At 42.2% G+C, this 17,484-nt stretch carries 15 protein-coding genes; 10 read left to right on the forward strand and 5 right to left on the reverse strand.

Annotated features, from left to right (window positions below; all coding sequences use genetic code 11):
* Window positions 1-436 precede the first annotated feature (436 nt).
* Both DP116_RS16570 and DP116_RS16575 read right to left on the reverse strand, forming a co-directional pair.
* Entirely contained in the window at window positions 437-1,654 is a 1,218-nt protein-coding gene (locus DP116_RS16570) for a HetZ-related protein (RefSeq protein WP_169156226.1), read from the reverse strand.
* Window positions 1,655-2,030: 376 nt separating this feature from the next.
* The gene (locus DP116_RS16575; RefSeq protein ID WP_169156227.1) at window positions 2,031-2,693 is read right to left on the reverse strand and encodes an L-threonylcarbamoyladenylate synthase; all 663 of its coding nucleotides are present in this window, start codon (window positions 2,691-2,693) and stop codon (window positions 2,031-2,033) included.
* Between the two features lie 95 nt (window positions 2,694-2,788).
* Here DP116_RS16575 and larC point away from each other — a divergent pair, with 95 nt between their 5' ends.
* Entirely contained in the window at window positions 2,789-4,117 is a 1,329-nt protein-coding gene (gene larC / locus DP116_RS16580) for a nickel pincer cofactor biosynthesis protein LarC (protein ID WP_169156228.1), read from the forward strand.
* 103 nt (window positions 4,118-4,220) lie between these two features.
* On the opposite strand, the gene DP116_RS16585 is transcribed toward larC, so the two are convergent.
* Entirely contained in the window at window positions 4,221-4,880 is a 660-nt protein-coding gene (locus DP116_RS16585; RefSeq protein WP_211173312.1) for a hypothetical protein, read from the reverse strand.
* Between the two features lie 107 nt (window positions 4,881-4,987).
* On the reverse strand, window positions 4,988-5,530 hold the full coding sequence (locus DP116_RS16590; RefSeq protein ID WP_169156229.1) for a DUF6658 family protein: 543 nt from the start codon (window positions 5,528-5,530) through the stop codon (window positions 4,988-4,990).
* Between the two features lie 581 nt (window positions 5,531-6,111).
* On the opposite strand from DP116_RS16590, the gene DP116_RS16595 reads away from it, so the two are divergent.
* The 6 genes from DP116_RS16595 (at window position 6,112) to DP116_RS16615 (ending at window position 11,242) form a co-directional block, all read left to right on the forward strand.
* Entirely contained in the window at window positions 6,112-7,032 is a 921-nt protein-coding gene (locus tag DP116_RS16595) for a lysylphosphatidylglycerol synthase domain-containing protein (protein WP_169156230.1), read from the forward strand.
* A 1,002-nt stretch (window positions 7,033-8,034) separates the two neighbouring features.
* Window positions 8,035-8,277: an NAD(P)H-quinone oxidoreductase subunit L gene (gene ndhL, locus DP116_RS16600; RefSeq protein WP_169156231.1), complete on the forward strand. Its 243-nt coding sequence runs from the start codon at window positions 8,035-8,037 to the stop codon at window positions 8,275-8,277.
* 24 nt (window positions 8,278-8,301) lie between these two features.
* Entirely contained in the window at window positions 8,302-8,610 is a 309-nt protein-coding gene (locus tag DP116_RS16605) for a DUF3007 family protein (RefSeq protein ID WP_169156232.1), read from the forward strand.
* 40 nt (window positions 8,611-8,650) lie between these two features.
* The gene (locus DP116_RS28595; RefSeq protein WP_211173314.1) at window positions 8,651-8,875 is read left to right on the forward strand and encodes a hypothetical protein; all 225 of its coding nucleotides are present in this window, start codon (window positions 8,651-8,653) and stop codon (window positions 8,873-8,875) included.
* Between the two features lie 279 nt (window positions 8,876-9,154).
* On the forward strand, window positions 9,155-9,796 hold the full coding sequence (locus DP116_RS16610) for a coiled-coil domain-containing protein (protein ID WP_169156233.1): 642 nt from the start codon (window positions 9,155-9,157) through the stop codon (window positions 9,794-9,796).
* 897 nt (window positions 9,797-10,693) lie between these two features.
* Window positions 10,694-11,242: a hypothetical protein gene (locus DP116_RS16615; RefSeq protein WP_169156234.1), complete on the forward strand. Its 549-nt coding sequence runs from the start codon at window positions 10,694-10,696 to the stop codon at window positions 11,240-11,242.
* Between the two features lie 153 nt (window positions 11,243-11,395).
* Here DP116_RS16615 and DP116_RS16620 read toward each other — a convergent pair whose 3' ends face one another.
* Entirely contained in the window at window positions 11,396-13,405 is a 2,010-nt protein-coding gene (locus tag DP116_RS16620; protein WP_169156235.1) for a serine/threonine protein kinase, read from the reverse strand.
* A 163-nt stretch (window positions 13,406-13,568) separates the two neighbouring features.
* On the opposite strand from DP116_RS16620, the gene DP116_RS16625 reads away from it, so the two are divergent.
* The 3 genes from DP116_RS16625 to DP116_RS16635 all read left to right on the forward strand — a co-directional run bounded on the left by DP116_RS16625 (window position 13,569) and on the right by DP116_RS16635 (window position 17,151).
* The gene (locus DP116_RS16625) at window positions 13,569-14,054 is read left to right on the forward strand and encodes a hypothetical protein (RefSeq protein WP_169156236.1); all 486 of its coding nucleotides are present in this window, start codon (window positions 13,569-13,571) and stop codon (window positions 14,052-14,054) included.
* A 248-nt stretch (window positions 14,055-14,302) separates the two neighbouring features.
* On the forward strand, window positions 14,303-14,722 hold the full coding sequence (locus DP116_RS16630; protein ID WP_169156237.1) for a hypothetical protein: 420 nt from the start codon (window positions 14,303-14,305) through the stop codon (window positions 14,720-14,722).
* Between the two features lie 482 nt (window positions 14,723-15,204).
* Window positions 15,205-17,151: an NACHT domain-containing protein gene (locus DP116_RS16635; protein WP_169156238.1), complete on the forward strand. Its 1,947-nt coding sequence runs from the start codon at window positions 15,205-15,207 to the stop codon at window positions 17,149-17,151.
* Window positions 17,152-17,484 lie beyond the last annotated feature (333 nt).

Genomic DNA, 17,484 nt, shown 5'->3' on the forward strand with positions numbered 1-17,484 from the left:
CCTTACGGTAATCTTCGGGCGGGAAAGGAGTAGAACCGACTAGCTCATACCCATGCCCTAACAACGTTCCTTCTACAGTTCTTTCCAAGACGTTGCCAGACTGATTTGCTCTGCCACCTTGAGTCATTGCTCTCCAAATCTTGAAAAGGAAAAGTTGACTATAAATTATAGCTTTTATTTTAAGAATAATTTACTTTTGGCTGCAACATTTGAGAATTATTGAACTCTGCAACTCTTCCTTTGTGCCCCATTACCCTCCTCTATTCCCCAATAGATGGAGAGAAGAGAAGGGTGACGTGGGTTATTGGGAAAGAGAATAGCAGATTTTTGAATTAGAAGAAGGAATAGATTATCTATGTTTAACATTAAACAAATAGGATAAACTCTAGAAAATTGAATAACACTACCTTCTTGGTGGATACAATTCACTACAACTTTAGCCTACCTGTACTCCTGTACTACCGTTGCGGATAGCCCATGCAAGTTCTAACATTTGAGTCCAGCGCTTTTGTAGCTGTTTGGGGGTACATTTGATTGCTCTGGCGATCGCTTGATCACTGTGTTTTGCTGTTTTGAGCTGCAAAATTTGCTGTTGTTGTTCAGAAAGTTGGCTCACAAATATTTCCCACTGTTGGGAGGATAAACCCAATTTTTGTTCTAGCCCTGCGCCTAACCATTGATGTACCAACTGCCACTGGTGTTGCTTGGCAAACTTTTCTACATGATACTTAAAACGCTGTTGTAGATAATCGCGCTGGCGGGTGGTTAAACCGAGAATTTGGTCAATTTCTGGTGCTGAGAGATCCTGTAGTTTTAAGGATAGATAATCTATGCAGTCAGATTGACCGTGAGCTTCTAAATATTTTACTAATTCTGAGATGACGCGATCGCGCTCAGAATCTTCAGCAGGATCAAACTGAGATTGTGCTGTCATCTGAGAGCGAACTTGTTGAACGGCGGAGTGACGCTGATAAGATTCTGCCTCTTCGGTTTTAGCAGACTCAACAGCTTGTTCAATATCTACAGTGGTTTCTTGAGGTAAACGACGAGCAAAACTTTGAGCACGTAATATAACCAACTGTTGATTACCTCCAGGCAGATTGATGCGACGTTTGGCATATTGTTCTGTAAACGCCATATATTCTGCGAGTTCTAGTTGAGTACGCGGGGTATAATCCTCAGGAAGTTCGTTTTCGCGCCGGAAAGCTTTGATAGCTTCCAGATAAAATGCTTGTAGGAAATCTTCAATCAAGTTGTAACGAGCTTCAAACCCTAACTCAGAACTTGATGTGATAATGTGGCGGTAAACCATTGCCCCCAATTGGCTATGTAATTCTACGCGACCTTTTTTTGAACCCAATTGATAGTAACGCAGGCATTTTTGCGAACGATGCCTTGCCAAATTTAACAGCCAAGACTTAATTTGTCCTGATGTTTGGATGCGGGAACTTTTATTGCAGATGCGTTCCACTTCTTTTGCTATGCGCTTTGCTATGGCTTGCACCGACGTAGGTGTTGTTTTCACCTGAGGTTGCATTTCGTTGCACAGCAGCTGCACGAGAGCATCACTATTACAAGCTTGCAATTGTTCCGTCGAAACGTAATGGTTTAAAGAAGGTGTGGATGTGGGTAGGTTGGGAAGATTTGGTTTCATGACTTTTCTAGAAGTGGTATTGCACCGTACGACAATGCTCAGACTGCACTACCAAGGCACGCCCCAGTAGGCAAATCTCTTTCATGATTTTCATCTATGAAGAGTCGCCGTCAGCATTGCTCACACAATATGACTGTAAAACAACCGAAAAAGTTACAGTGTTAGCGGTGTGTCGGTTTTTTCACAAGCCACTCAAAAGCGACAGATACATGGATATCCACCATGATCCCCGAGTATCCCAAACCCTTACTGCTCCAAGATTTTTCACACTTTCAATCATACCTAGCCCCAATGTTGTAGGTATGACAATCTAAAAACTGGAGTCATTTATACTCTGTTTTCTGGAATTGACGACTGGGAGCGTGAAGTTTAATATTTATACCCATGCAGCGACTTTTTCCCAGCCTAAACCCTGCCGCACAATCATTGGTCTTTCTCCTGTCATATCCAAAATGGTAGAAACTTCATAGTTAGGTTCCTCCCCAGTGTCAACAATCACATCTACCAATCTGTCCAAACGATCAAATAATTCTATTCGGGATAAGTAAGCTTGTGGTTCTTTGCCATTATACTCATCATCTATGTCATCATCCGGTGGTAAATGTGCTGAAGTCGAAATAATTGGGTTTGCCAGCGCTGACAATAAAGCTATACACATAGTATGATTTGGCACTCTAATTCCAGTTGTTTTCCGCTTGGGACTTTGTACCAGTCGTGGCACTAACTTGGTTGCAGGTAACAAAAATGTATACGGTCCTGGGATTAGGCTTTTCATCATCCGATAAGCAGTATCGCTTACATAAGCATAAGTCGCTACATTAGAGAGCGAGGGACATAAAAATGTCAGTGGTTTGTCATTTGCCAACTGTTTGATTTGCCGTACTCGCTCCACTGCTGATTTAGCATTTAAATCACAACCAATAGCATAAACTGTATCCGTGGGATAAAGCATCACTGCGCCACGTTGCAGTTCTGCTTGTATTTCCTCTATACGCCGGACTTGGGGATTATCAGGATGAACTTGGAAAATTTTTGCCATAGAAATGAAAAAGAAAGTCAGTAGTTGGTAGTTAGTGGTATTTTTAGCACTTAACAACTCGCAACTAACAAACAATTAATAATTAATGACTCATTATGACGAAAATCGCTTATCTTCAATGTCCGACGGGTATTTCCGGTGATATGTGTCTGGGATCTGTGGTTAGTCTGGGTGTTCCCTTAGAGTATTTAACTGAAAAACTCAATCGGTTAGGGATTGAGCATGAGTATCAATTGAGAGCAGAACTTGTTCACCGTAACACTCAACAGGCTACCAAAGTTCATGTGGATTTACTAGACCAACATCATCACCACCACCATGAACACAATCACCATCACGGACGCCACTTGCCAGAAATTGAGCAGATGATTCAAAAAGCTGGGCTACCATCACGAGCAGAAGCTTGGAGTTTGGCAGTATTCCAACAGCTAGCAGTCGCAGAAGGGGCAGTACACGGTATTGCGCCAGAAAAAGTTCATTTTCATGAAGTGGGTGCTGTTGATGCCATTGTCGATATTGTTGGCACTTGTTTGGGTTTAGATTGGTTGGGTATCGAGAGCAATCATCAAGGATTACCTTTATTGTTCTGTTCACCGCTACCTACTGGTGGGGGAATAGTGCGGGCGGCGCACGGTCAGATGGCTGTACCAGTACCAGCAGTTTTGAAGTTATGGGAAATGCGCGGGTGTCCAGTCTATAGTAACGGTATCGAACGAGAAATGGTAACACCAACCGGAGCTGCCATTGCAACAACTCTTGCCGTAGACTTTGGTTCTCCACCCCCAATGACCATCAAACAAATAGGATTGGGTGCTGGTTCAAGTCATCTACCTATTCCGAATATTCTACGCCTGTGGCTGGGTGAAGCAACGAATGTCACAGATAAATTAAGTGTGGGTTTCACAGATAATTCATCCGCTACAAAATCAATTGCCAGTGATACTAGTCCAGCTTTGGAAACTGTCTCAGTTTTAGAAACTCAAATTGATGACTTGAGTCCACAAGCAATAGGTTATGTGTTTGAGGCATTATTTACCGCTGGTGCTTTAGATGTCTTCACCCAGTTTGTAGGTATGAAAAAATCTCGTCCAGGAATTTTGCTGAGTGTGATTTGTCATCCAGAAAATCTACACAGCTGTGAAGCCGTTTTATTTCGCGAAACCACCACTTTGGGAATTCGTCGTTCAACTCAACAACGCGCCACTCTCCAACGAGAAATTCAACAAGTAGAAACTGAATATGGTGTTGTGCGCGTCAAAGTCGCATGGACAGGACAAGCAAACGAAAAAGCGATAACTAACGTCCAACCAGAATACGAAGACTGCGCAGAACTTGCGCGAAAACACAATATCCCTTGGCGAGAAATTCAGCGGCTAGGGCTACAGAATTGGTACGCGCAAACAGCGACAGCTATTAGCGACTAATCCCTTTGGCGGACTAAATAACAAAAAAGCCCGCCTAGGCGGGCTTAGTTCGTGAAGCCCCAGACTCCCAGTCTGTGGGCACATAACAGCACGCTATTGCTAGTTAATTAACAGCATCTTTGATGGCATCACCAGCCTTTTCCAACAAGTTCTCAGTGTTTTCAGCCGCCTCTTGACCTTTCTCAGCAACAGTGGTCTTAGCATCTGTTAAGTTTGTGCTCACTGAATTGCCAGCATCTTCAGCAGAACGCTGAACGTTATTGACTGCACCCTGAGCAGCATCGCTGGTGTTTGCTTTGATATTTTCAATTCCTTGCTTGGTTCCTTGAACCAAATCCTCAGCAGTACCTTGAGCTTTTTCTTTAATATTTTCAGCACCTTCCTGAAGATTTCTGCCTACTTCTCCTCTATCTTCAACCACGCGGCGAATATTTTCTGCTGGGTTACTCGAACTGTTCTGGATGTTTCGTTCCGCATTTTCTTTGAGAGCTTCAGCCTGAGCTTTTACTTTAGCTTTGTTGGTTCTAGGGTCAACATCACTAAAGTTATTCATCCCACCTTCATTGGGAGAAAGCACATTAGTTCCTTTTGGAACGTATGTTTCAGAATTAGGAGGTGCAGATTGCTCTCCTACAGTTTGACGAGGCGTTGTTGCAGCTACAGAACTACAAGCTTGTGTAAAAAACAGGATCATTCCTGCCGCAACAACTGTTAGAAGTTTGATTGGGCGAATGTTTTTCAGCAAAGCAATAACTTTTTTCACAGTGCGACTCCTTTTGTTTGTATGACAAAGTCAAACATTAACCAAGAACTAACTCACTACTTTTATATCTTGGATTTACTCCAAATTTGCAATCCCAAACACGGTTTCTATTTGTTTACTGCTGGATTGCGTTGCAATTCAGGTCTATTACTAGCTTCATCTGCCTTGTCTTTCAAAAAGCCTGAAGCTTCCTGAATTGCTTCCCCAACAGTTTCAAGTCTGTTTTGAATTCGCTCGCCTACATCAGATTGACGCTGATTTAAACCACCTGGTTCAGGCTGCCCTATGTTTTTCTGAGTTTTGATGGGCAATTCTGCTTCCTTGTAAGCTCTCCCTTCTGGTGTTTCAGCACCTGGGTAAAGTTTCCCTTCTGTGTTGACACCAGAGGCAATTAGTAATTGTGAATTAAGCTGTGAGCTAGCTTGGTCGTGTCCAGACTTAGACATCTTCTCGTTGACATATTTATCCCCACCACTTTTATAGGGATTATTTGCACCACCAGCTTGCACAGCAGGATTATCTGGATTTGCTCCTTGAGTATTTGCTGCATTACCACAAGCCGTGCTTACTATCAACAACAGCCCAGCTAAAAAGACTGTCACAATCTGACGCAGCCGCAGTTTTTTTATAAAAGAAGTCAAACTGTTCACAAATTCCTCCTGTAAACTACAAAAAACTACAAACAAGAACAATATCTTCTAAATATCTGACCAACAATTTCTAACACTACAAAGGCAAGAACAAAGGATGCCTCTAGCAAAGGTCACATTTTGATTTATACTTATTTCCTCTTACTCTCTAACTTTCGAGAGATATAAGTTAGTATAATTAGCTTTTCATGTGCTTACGTTAATTCAGGTTAGTTGAAGTCGTGTATGAATATTTAGTTATCAATCTATGATCAAAAATATCAACTAGTAAAAAATATTAAGCCTGAAATTTTAAGAGTTTCTAGTATATTTCTTGAAACTAATTTGTCGAATAAAAAATACCGGCTGAATCATACGCTCGTGTAGTATTTCAGATATTTACATAAATTCACACAAGAGAGAGAAACTCATCAGTAAATATAAATAGTTTCTTGATTTCATGATATTTTTTGGCAAAATCGCTACAGAAACTTGACTAATCTATTAACAATTTTTGCGGGTCATCTTGGGATATATGGCTGATCTACCATATGATTTGATGTAGTCAGTCAGTAGGCAAATCTGTAAATTAAATTACCAAAATGATCAAGAAAATTTTACGCTGGCTAATTTTAGGTGGAACGTTATTTTTTCTGGTAAAAGCTTTTAAGGATAATTGGCAAGAAGTCGCTAGTATCCATATTGATGCAGCGGGATGGGCAATTTTGGCGATCGCCACAGGTGTCACATTACTCGCACACACTTGGGCAGGTTGGGTATGGACTTGGGTTCTTCGAGAATTAAATCAACCTGTCCACTCTTTCGAGTTCATTCAAGTTTACCTCAAAACAAATCTCGCTAAATATATACCAGGTAATATCTGGCATTACTACGGAAGAATTATAGCAGCAAAAAATGCCAATGTTTCTACTGGTGCAGCAACCCTGAGTGTATTGCTAGAACCTCTACTGATGGCAGCAGCTGCTTTAATTGTTGTTTTACTCAGTAGCCAATTTCTAACTGAAAAAACTACCATCATTATACTCATCGTACAACTACTAGGTTTATTAGGAGTGCTTTGTGTTTTACATCCCAAGTTTTTGAACAGAGCGACTCACCTATTGCAGCGTATAAAGGTAAAAAAGTCTGCTTCCAACACCGTACAAGCAGATCCTTGGAGTATAGAACGCTATCCCCTACGACCTTTACTCGGGGAATTGGGCTTTTTGGGACTACGTAGTGCAGGGTTTATGTTAACTTTGCTTAGCTTGAGTCCTTTAAACTTTAGTCAAATTCCTTTATTACTTGGTGCTTTTAGTTTCGCGTGGTTACTGGGGTTAGTGGTTCCAGGAGCACCTGGTGGGTTGGGTGTGTTTGAAGCTACAGCGATCGCACTCTTGCAGCAACATTTTCCAACTGCGGTAGTCCTGGGCGCAACTGGTCTGTATCGTTTGGTAAGCATTCTTGCTGAAACTGCTGGTGCTGGCTTATCCTGGCTCGACGAACGCCTTTTCCAGTCCTGAGTTTTCAGGAGCCAGCGCCATTTTCTTCTTGAATTCTGAATTTCATACCTACTCCCTCAGGAGCTAGGAACTGTGCGTATCATGCCCTACTGACATATAAGGCATATTCTGTTCGCGTAGCCTACCCGTAGGGCATATTTTGAATTCTGAATTCTGAATTTTGAATTTTGAATTTATAAATGGGGGTGGAGGGACTTGAACCCACACGACCGTTTAGGGTCAACGGATTTTCATTCTCCCGCAGCTTTCACTACTGCCTAGTAGGTTAAATAACCCAATAAGGCTTTGAGAATTGGACTCTCTCTTTACCCTCGACTTTACGTTAGGGTAGCTCCCGTCGAGTCTCTGCACCTTCCGCATTGATCATTCGTCATTTGTCGTTAGTCATTTGCTAGTAACAATTAACTAAGGACGAAGGACAAAAGACAAACTTGGCTTGGCTCAGGATTGCCATATCTATGATCAGATTTAGGTTTCCCTGAATTTGAGAGCAGTCACTTGCTGGATTTCTCCATCAAGGCTCAGTTATCTAAGTCCGTAGCGTCTACCATTCCGCCACACCCCCTGACATGTTTGGGAGTCAGTTGTGGAGGTAAAAAATAACCTCCTCATCTATTCCAGCATTAAATGCGTTATTTGTCCAATTTTGCACTTTTACGCTGGTAAATTTGAGATTCTTGAGTCGAAATTGAGGTTTTAGGTTTTCCTAACTTGCCTCTTACTTCATTGCCGCACCTTTTGGGTTTGCTAGTCGCTGACGCCGGAGTTATCCTCAAAGCAGCTTGCTCACCCTTACAGATGCTTGCTCAAGCATTTCTCGTGTGTGTTGTACAGCACTGGTTGTTTACTATAGCATAATTTTTAGAAAATAGATCAAAAAATAAAAGCAAAGGCAGAAATAATTTTCTCTATGTTTATTATTTAATCTTCGTTCCTCTATTAGGGCAACAATATTTCCAACAGCCAAGGCATTCAGCCTATTATGGAAAACAGATGCACCACATGGTCTTTTCTACTGAGAACCAAGAAATTATGGTTGTAGCGCTACTGTATCTGATTTTGGCTGGAGCTTATCTTTTGGTCTTACCAGCCGCTGTCCTGTTTTACTTAAACTTACGCTGGTATGTGGCTAGCTCTCTAGAACGTGCCTTTATGTACTTTTTGGTCTTCTTCTTCTTTCCGGGTTTGTTGCTCTTGTCGCCGTTTGTAAACTTGCGACCCCGACCGCGACAAATTGAAGTTTAACGAAATTGGTAGGTCATAACTCTCATGCGACGCATTGACGCTATCGGAATTGGCTTTGGCATTTTTGTTGCAGGTGGCTTGGCGTATGTCTTACTGAAACAGGTAGGCATAGATAGCTCGAAAGCTGGTATTTGGAGCCAAGTCTTATTATTTGTTGGTTTGATTGGCTGGTTGTTTACCTATGCTTTCCGTGCGGTGGGAAAAAAAATGACCTACCACAAACAACGGGAACAATATGAAGAAGCTTATTTGCAGAAGCGCTTGGAAGAACTCACTCCCGAAGAACTCGCAAAAATTCAAGCCGAGATAGAACAAGAACAATCCCAAGTGTAAATTTGTTCTTTGTCCTTTATTAGGAGCCACTGCGCCGGTAGTGGCTCCTAATCACAACTATTTGCCACCTTTGAACCTTTTAAACATCAGTACCGCAAGTTCTGCAGGAATTTGCGTCTGTGGAGATTCCTCTGGCGTATTGGTGAGCCAACGCGTTGGCAAAGCACACCGCCCTTGCAGCGAGGCGAAGACAGTTGGTAGTGCCGTCGAATCTCCCCCAAGTAAACAAAATATTTGTCTCAAAGCAGCGATGACGACAACTTGATATATGCTTAATAAGTTAAACCTGATTAACTCAAGCGAGGTAGATTAAAAAAGTTTAACAAGCGAGTTTTGTTACTTTCCTTGGTAGACAATTTCATAGATATCGTCTTGAATATATAAAGCAGATATCGAGTGGTGGGATGGTAAAAAACGATTCTACTCCATGGCTGATAATTTGGGTATGTATGATGTAACCAGTAGGGCAAAAGTTTTATGATGAGTGTGAGAGAGTGTCAGATATTAATCATTGTAGTTTCGTCGCAGTCTAGGGGAAAAGGCGATGAGTGAGAGCATGGCATTTATCGGCGGAGTCGCTGTCGCTGGACTTGCGGCTCTCGTGTTACTAAAAGGTACAGGAGGAAACTCTTTACCTAACTACACAGTTGGCTCACAACTACCAGCTGTGGTAGCACCTTCAGCAATGATGCCGCCAACTGCGACTTATCCTGGGCAGCCATATCCTAATCCAGTGCCAATCAGTCCAAACAACGAAGAAATGCGCGTACAGACGGAACGGCTGAAGTTGGAAAATGAAGGACTCAAGAATGAAAACAATGGTCTAAAAACCCAAGTCCAACAACTCCAGTCCCAAATCCAACAAGTTTATAACTACCAAGTCCAATTAAATCAGCAAAACCAACAACAAAATGCAGCGCAGTTACAGCACCAGTCTGAAAATCGTTGGTGGTCTTCTCCGGTTGTTTGGGCAGTAGGAGGTATGACTCTCACAGTAGGTGGTGGTATTGTGGTCGCTGGTGTCTTGGCTTTGTTCTCACCAAAAGACCGTCCAACTCGTACCGTACAAGTGATTCATCCTTATAACGGTCCCACTCCACCGCTTGCTCCTGTACGTCGCGCTGAGTTCCTCCCTCCTCGTACCGAAAGACGAGTTGAAGCACAAGAATACGATGATATGTATTAAAAGTTTCAGTGGGTAACAGTTAACACTGAGTCATAAACCCTATACTCATTAATCATAGGCTGTTAGATTAGTCTACCAATTTGTAGTGCTCAGATCGAAAACTATTTTTACCGCAGCGTTCTTGCTTTGGAGTTATCAAGGTGACATCCGTCGTGAGAATGCTCTGGATTTGGAAGACAAATAAGGCCGCTTAATTTTAGGAATACGACGTCTTTATGTTTACTATCGAGCATAGTCAGTCGTATTCATACAAAACAAAAAGGTCAAGACTGTTGTATAACCCACGTTCCGCACCTTGAACTGTCACACAGCATAATTATTTAGAATAAATCATTTTCAGAGTCATTAATTATGCCTTTATACTGAGATGAATGTTTTTTGAAATACATTTAATCAGTACGTTGAGTATTTTAGATAGCATCCTTGCATCTTTAAAAACAGTAAAAACCTTTAACAGCCCGTTGAGGGTGCGGAAGATGGGATATCGCACTACTGAAGAGAAAGCCAACTCAATATAAAAATTTTCAGATGTTCTATATATAAAAAAATTGAAAGTTAATTGCGGCGTTGCATATTTGCGGGATAATTTTATTTTGTTTGCGCCCTTGAAAACTTATTTCTTCGCGAGGGACAGTTCGTACCCTTGGGAAAACCGTTTGGGTATCTCCTGCACAAGACGCTGCGCTTACACTAGTCGCCTAGTAGGTCGGGAAACAAGGACTGCATAGCACTGAATTTACTGCACGCGCTTACGAGAGCCAGGGCGCACTGACTCTGTATGGGGGCGTTGCCTTCTTTTAGGGATTCAGACTTCATCCCGTCTTTGTACGCCTAATTAGCTATTATTATTTTATTTTGTTTTCGTCTTTTGCCTGAAAACTAGATTCTCAAATCCCAATGCAAACAACTCCGCTTATCAGTTCGGTGCTCACTGGTGCCTTACTATTATCCTCTTTATTATCCTTTGGAGGAAAAATAGCTCAGGCACAACGAGCGCCGCGTCCTGTCTCTCTGCTGACGACTAAATGTGTTAACAGTGGATTTGGCAGTGTTAATCAGCAGGATCTTGATGTTTCTATAGGCAGAGCAGTTTATACTAGCAGGTTTTATCTAGGACCTGGCAACCGCTCTGCCTCAATAACTTGTAACATTAAGCCAGAAAAAAGTTCTAAACCTGGGTTTGAAACTCTCAATCTGGGTTTTGGAATGCGTGACAATGATACAAAAAGTCCAAGTGTTGAGGTTAAGATTTACTTAGATGGCAACCAAGCACAAACACGTACTGTTAGTCCGACACAGCAGGCTTCATTGACACTTGATGTTAATAATGCCAGCAACGTTGCCATAGAGGCTGTTTGTGCTAGTCCAAACCAATATTGTGACCGAGTTTACTTCTTCAACGCTGCTCTAGAGCGGCCAATTCCTCCCCCACCAACGAAAAAATAGCTTGGCAACCGGCAAGGGATCTACAGATAGATTGAGTATTAATTGCTAATCTTTAGCAGTTAGTAGTTAGTTATTAGTTTTTTGCTAACAACTAACTATTAACTGCTAACCAAAGACTATCAGTAACGAAGTGAAGTTTATTGATAGCTTTGATTACAAATGATTTCCCGGAGTTTTCTGTGGTTCTGAAGTTTCGATATTATCGAAATCATCTATCGTATCAAGTCCATAATCCTCACTGGAATTTTGATGTTCCAGTTTGGCTTTGTTTTGGTTGCTAGAATTGCCTAGTTGAGGAAGCTCTTGTTTTGCTAAATGGTCGGCAGCTTGTTGAAATAATGGCTCTACTTTGTTTCGCCAGTACTGAATATTGGGTAGTTTTTCTGGATGGTCTTTATAAGCTAATACCTTATCCCATTGTCCATCACCAAGGGCTGTGTCAACGTCTTTGAATAAAGCTTCCGCTTTAGACCAATCTTGCTGCCATTGGGATATCATTTCTGTTGTCTGTTTGACAGCAGTAGGATTTGCAGTCATTGTTTTTAACAGGGCGATCGCACCCTGTAAATCTCCCGATTCGTACTTCTGTTTTGCTTGTTCCACAACCTTTGAACCACCTTTATCCAAAGTGGCGGGCGTTGATTTGCTTGCTGATAAACTTTTTGATGTTTCTGATTGTTCCGACTCGGGTGATGATGACGTTGCTGCATCAACTACAGATTCTGTTTTTGGCTTGGGTGCAGGGCGAGCAGCAATAAGGTCACTATCATCCACTGTTTTGACTGCAGTCCCCTTGTCTCGCAGGCAAGAAACCCATTGTTCGTTGTTTTTGATAATTTCTGAGTTTGCCCAAGCTGTTTGTGTAGGGTCAAGTTTAATCTCTACCCAACCGCGTTTTGTTCGTCTGCCTGTTACCTCAAATTTAGTATCTTTATTAACAGCTTTGATAATAGAATCATCATTAATAGAAGTTGGCTCAGAACGGATATTAGAATTTTCCTGAACAACAGCTAAACAGTTTTCTGCTGAGTTCGTGTCATTAATAGCAAAATTAGAAGCAAAACCTTGAACATTTTTAACCACAGCTGGGGTCACAGCAGCAGCACCACCAACTAAAATTCCTATAATTACAAACTGTAATAAATCTGGTCTACTAGAACTTCTGGCGAGAGATTTGGGAGTTGCTGGTGCTAGTTGGAGAACTGGATTTGCCGGCGCAACGGCGATGGTTTTTTGACGAGACAGTGGAGATAAGGCTGATGAGGACTTAATTGGTTGGTGGCTAGAAGTCGTATTTGTATATTCCCTGGGCGTGTAGCTTGAGGAAAGTGACTGTAATGCTTGTAGTGCTTCTGATGCGCTCTGGAAACGGTCTTTGAAATGATAACGCACCATCTTGCTTAACACGGCTTCCAAGGCGTCGCTGACAGGAACTAAATGCTGCCAGAGGGTTTCTCCAGTGTTAGGATCTTCTTGGAAATCTACTGGTGCGACTCCTGTGAGCGCTTGAATAGCGATGATGCCCAGAGCATACATATCACTGTTGGGACGGGGTTTGCCTTGACCTTGTTCCGTGGGCATATAGCCAGGAGTCCCAATGGCTACAGTTGCAGAGTGATGAACTGCGGTAAATATTGGCGATCGCCCAGCATATCCCGCAGATCCTCGCAATTGTTTGACAGCCCCAAAATCTACGAGAACGAGTTTTTTATCTGAGGCGCGACGGATAATGTTATCTGGCTTGATATCGCGATGAATGACGCCTTGTCCGTGGACAAATTTCAGGATGTCCAGAACTTCCACCAACAATTCAATAACTTGGCTTTCACTCCACCGGTGATTGGGAACCAATTCGTCACCCAGAGGATGCCCTTCTATAAACTCTTGTACTAAATAAAATTCTTGATTTTCGTCGAAATAAGCCAAAAGCCGAGGAACTTGGTCATGATTGCCCAATTGTTCTAAGGTTTCAGCTTCACTCTGAAACAGCCGTTTGGCGGTGTCAAACATCTTAGCTTCCGAATTGGCAGGCTTAAGGTGCTTGACAACGCAAATCGGGTTCCCTGGTCGTTTTGTATCTTGGGCGATGTAAGTTTCACCAAATCCTCCTGTAGCAAGGATTCTAATAACTCGGTAACGATGATCTAGTAGCTTGCCTATCATATTCACTCCCCAGCGATAACACCCAATTTAAGAAAGGGTAATAAATATCTCCAATAATTTCTCAATGAAATCCGCTATCTTGAGAAAAGATTTAAATGTAAAACACAGTTTTTTAAAAAATACACATTGTTAATTTTTATTTCAATAGCCCTTGTCAATTCCAATGCCACCTAAAATTAATAACTCAGTAGCGTGGGATCAGGCGGAACTGCTCATGCAACCTGCTTTCATTCGCGTTATCGATAATATTCGCAAGCTGCTTGATGTATCTTCCTGGACGGGAACTTATCAAGATGTCCTGATTTGGCCTACTGGCACTACTGATGAGACGAAAGCAATAGTGACCCAGTTCCTGCAAGACTTGGAAGCTGCAACACCGGAGCAAGCTTTAGAAATCAGAGAAAAACTCTCCCGTCTGCCCATACCCCATCCAGGATATCATTTGTCTCTACAGCGTCAAGAGCAAACTGTCAATATTGATTTATGGGAATTGTGTTATCGCGTGTGTTTTAGTAACTACATTTCCGGGGATGATACAGCTGACATTGATACTGATTTAATAGATGAAAATGGTGATGTAGACTGGCAGAACTTGGATAATAAAGCGAAGGAATTAGTTGAACAGGTGTTTGCAAATTTACCGGAGTAACTTTGCTAAAACAGTTCTGAGGACTTTCTTTGCCATCTCAAAGAGAAGACGGTAAAAAATGTCCTCAGGTTTCCAAGATCTGAATTTACAAAAAAAGGTGTAGGGTGGGCATTGCAATGCCCACCCTAATGATGCCCCGTGACTAGCAGGCTAAGAGAAGAAGGGAAAGAAAATTAAGCAAAGCTTTTGCGGAATTACACTGGTTATCATTGAAGTCAGATGTGTCTAAATTATTTAGAGGCATATTTATGGAACCTGTCACCTTGTCAGCGGCTGCAATTATCGGTTTCGTTTTCACAAAAGTTTCAGAAACCCTGATTGGGAAAGCAACTGAAGCGGTAGTCATTCCTAAAATTAATGAACTACGCCAGAAAATCGTTTCTAAATTAGAAAAGATTAACGAGGCGAAAGTCGAGATAGAGAAACATGATAAAGGTTCTGAACCAAATTTGGAAGTACTTGAGAGTTTTTTTAAGGTTGCGATGCTAACAGATAAGCAATTTAAAGAAGAGGTTTCACATCTCGCCAATGAAATCAATCAAGAACTTGAAGCTGAGGGTAAAGGTTCCAATGTTATGAACGTTTATGGTGGCAAAGCTTATCAGCAAAATCACAACAAAGGAGAATTTTATAACGCTGAAACAATAACCATTCACAAGCATCCTTAACAGTCAGTTTAGGTTTGTGGGAAGCCAAAGAATCAGCTTCCCTATTTTGCAAAAACATGTTTGTCATTGCGAACGAAGCGACAGCGTAGTTAAGCAATCGCAAGATGTGAGCCTCTCACGGGCGCGATTAACACTCCCGCAAAATATGAAACAAGCACATTTTTATGATGTTTCTCAAAGCCTTACTGTATAACGGTTATAAAAGGTGCAAGTTAAGAGATTGCTTCGCTCCACTACGTTGCGCTCGCAATGACAATTCATCACCTGGATTTAATATAACTTACATATTTGGGATGCTCCGTTCTCGTCCGCCTAGGACTTGAAGTCCCAGGCTAATAGAGGAAGTCCATTTTTATGGACTGAAAAAACTAGAACTGATTTTTGAGTAACTTGAAACACCATTTCATAAAAGCCAAGCGTGGTTTCCTCGTCATCGTGCAAGCTCTCAGTTATAAAAACTCACTTGAATAGGAATATAAAATATGAATGTTTCTGGTGGTAAAGAGTTCGTTCAAACAGGTAATCAAGGTTATATGTATAATGCCGACAACATGGAGGTGCATCATCACCACGCCATCGATTCGGTAAAGCCTGAAAAAATAGATCCCATTGACTGGCGCAAAGTTTGCGATGCGATGCTGGAACATGAGCAAGAATCCCAGAGGGAAAGACGGAAAGTCACTGAGATGGAATATGAGCTGAATGTTCATGTACCACTGGGATTAGTGGAACGCAAACAACAGTCTCGCCGGGGTGTAGATGAAAATTGTCAGCTAAATGAGGTGTACGGGGTAGAGAAAGAAGCGATCGCCCAAATTTATCAACATGACGAGTTTCTCCAACAGGTGATTGAGCAAACTCCCACAGGAAAAAACAAGCACGTTGCGATTATTGGCGAACCAGGAGCAGGAAAAACGACTTTGTTGGGGGCGATAGCATCTTTCATCAAGTCACAAACTGAAAACTTCCCCATCTTTATTTCTCTGGCTAGTCTGGAAAAAAGGACGTTAGAAGAATATCTGCTCAACAGATGGCTCCCAGAAGCGATGAGATTATCTCATCCTGAAATTGTTGTCACCTCGCAAATTGAGCCGCAGATTCAGCAACAGCTGATCAAACGGTTCCAGCAGGGTGGGGTGTGGCTGCTGTTGGATGGTGTGGATGAGATGGGTTTTGATTCACCTGTTCGGGCGTTAGATACAATTCAAAAACAACTCACTTCCTGGCTGACTCAGGCGCGGGTGGTGCTCACTTGTCGGATGAATGTCTGGGATGCTAGCGTTAACAATCCGCTGAGTGGGTTTGACACGTATCGCACTCAGGATTTTGAGCCAGAGCAAATTGACGAATTTATTCAGAACTGGTTTGCTGATGCCAAAAATCCACAGCGAGGCGAACAACTACAAGCGAAATTAAAAGAAACCGGAAGAGAACGCATCCGTGAGTTAGTCAAAAATCCGCTGAGGTTGGCGCTATTGTGTCAGATTTTTTATCTCGATAAGCAAGCAGAATTGCCAAAAACCAAAGCAGGATTATACGACAGGTTCCGCCGCTATTTTTATGAGTGGAAACACAAGGAAGTCAAGAATCCGGAGGAATTGCACTTTTATCTGGGGAAATTAGCCGTAGCAGGAATCAACAGCCCAGCAAGATTTCGCTTGCGGGAGAGTCTTGCAAAAGAAATGGACGAAAAGCTGTTCAAATTAGCCTGTGATTTGGGTTGGCTAAATTTGGTAGATCGAGATTCCCAAACTGACGAAGCCGTTTATGCTTTCTTCCATCCCACGTTTCAAGAATATTTTGCAGCGTGTGCAATTCAGGATTGGGACTTTTTCTTACCCCGCGAACACAAAAATAAACCTGTAAAAGATAAATATAATCCAGACAAGTACAAGCCTTACCGCATTTTTGAACTGCAGTGGAAAGAGGTGATTTTGCTGTGGTTGGGGCGAGAGGATGAGAAGCTAAGCCAGCAGAAAGAGCAGTTTATCGAAGCGTTGATAAAGTTTAACGATGGGTGCAACAATTTTTTTTGGTATCGAGCTTACTTTTTAGCCGCAGCGGGGATTGCTGAGTTTAAGGATTATCCCCAAACAGATGCAATACTGGAAGAAATTGTTAAGTGGACGATTAGTCATGATTTTGCTAAAAAAGAAGCAATAGCTGCAATACAACAGACGGATCGCACAAAAGCAATCAAGGCTTTAGTTGAGTTAATCCAAAACTCTCAAGATGAAGAAACTCGTTGGGGAGCGGCATATAGCTTAGGGGAAATTGGCAAGGATAACCCAATTGCAATCAAGGCTTTAGTTGAGTTAATCCAAAACTCTCAAGATGAAGAAACTCGTAGGGGAGCGGCATATAGCTTATGGCCCTGTGCCGAAAATATGCCCTACCCTAAGTTTTATCAGCTTTGGCACGAGGGATAGGGTGGTGTTTTCAAGCGGTTGCTCAATTTTCCTAAACGCTTGCTCAGGCGGATAGGCAATAGTATCTAAAATAAAGTTATATGAACAAACCTGAAGAAGAACTGGAACTACATTTGCGATTCCGTGTAGTAGCGCTTTAGGGGAGATTGCTTCGTCCCACTTCGTTTCACTCGCAATGACAGGTATTACCTTTGATTGCAACTTGGTATGAGCGTGTGTTATAGCAGTTGTCATTTGGATGCAGTACGCTTTTTAACCCCACCCCTTACCCCTCACGCCAGGTGCTACAACGGGGGGAACCCCCGCAACGCACTGGCTCCCCTTGCTAAGGGG

Source organism: Brasilonema bromeliae SPC951, from assembly GCF_012912135.1.
Taxonomy (GTDB): Bacteria; Cyanobacteriota; Cyanobacteriia; order Cyanobacteriales; family Nostocaceae; genus Brasilonema; species Brasilonema bromeliae.